Annotated in this window: 1 protein-coding gene; it reads right to left on the bottom strand. The window is 52.6% G+C overall.

All coding sequences use genetic code 11. The annotated features are described in order from the left end of the window. Nucleotides 1–1,008: helicase HerA domain-containing protein (locus R7F07_RS25565; protein ID WP_318110716.1), on the bottom strand; the 1,008-nt coding region annotated here is incomplete at both ends.

Raw genomic sequence — 1,008 nt, 5'->3', positions numbered from 1 at the left:
TCCAAAATGCCCGATTTGATGGCTTCGTTGAGCGCTTGAGTGGCGAGCAACACCAGGCAGTTGAGTTTGCGCAGCTCTTTAAGCCATTCCACTAACATGTCTTTAAATACCGGATGTTTGAGGGCAATCCACCCTTCATCAATCAAGATAAAAGACGGGTTGCCATCAAGTTGCCGTTCAATGGTGCGAAACAGATACGACAGGACCGGTACCAAATCACGGTCGCCGCGCTTCATCAGTTGGTCAATTTCAAACACGGTAAAATCGGCAAACGTGAGTGAACTGCTTTCGGCATCCAGTAAGTCCCCTGCGCGGCCATTGATGGTGTAATACCCCACGGCGGTTTTGATGCGTTGGTCTTGCACTTGCGCGCAGAACTCGGTCATCGACAAGCGAGACGAGCCGCGCATGTCACTGAGCGCTTTAAAAATGCTTTCTCGCATCTCAGGGGTGACGGTTTCTCCTTGCAGCACCAAAAGCTGCTCAATGTACTCACAGCACCATTCAAAATCGTTATCCAAATCCGCCAGTGGCGCAAAGGCGGGCGCTTCCCGTGAGCCAACCGAACCAATATCTAGGTGCAAGCCGCCAAGCTGACTCATGGCGAACATCGAGTACTTTTTATCAAAGGCAAATACCCGAGCATTGGGATAACGATGCATTTGCGCGACCAGCATGGCCAATAAGGTTGATTTCCCCGCCCCTGTTGGACCAAAGATTAAGGTATGCCCCACATCGTCTACATGCAGGTTGAGCCGAAACGGTGTGTTCCCTGTGGCGGTGCACATCATCATCGGTGGGGAAGCTACTGGATAAAATGGACAAGGGCAGTACGCCTCTCCGGTCCAAATGCTGGCAATGGGCAGCAGATGGCACAGATTCAACGTGCTCAGCAGTGGGCGGCGGATGTTGTATAACGAGTCGCTGGGCAAAGTGCCGAGTAACGCCTCGGTGGCGTTGAGGCTTTCTACGCGGCACGTCAAGCCGAGGGTGTTATTGAGCACACTG

It is taken from the genome of Vibrio sp. YT-16 (genome assembly GCF_033337405.1).
GTDB classification, from domain to species: Bacteria; Pseudomonadota; Gammaproteobacteria; order Enterobacterales; family Vibrionaceae; genus Vibrio; species Vibrio alginolyticus.
The sequence above is the reverse complement of the archived record's forward strand: the minus strand, read 5'-3'. Positions and strand labels throughout refer to the sequence as shown.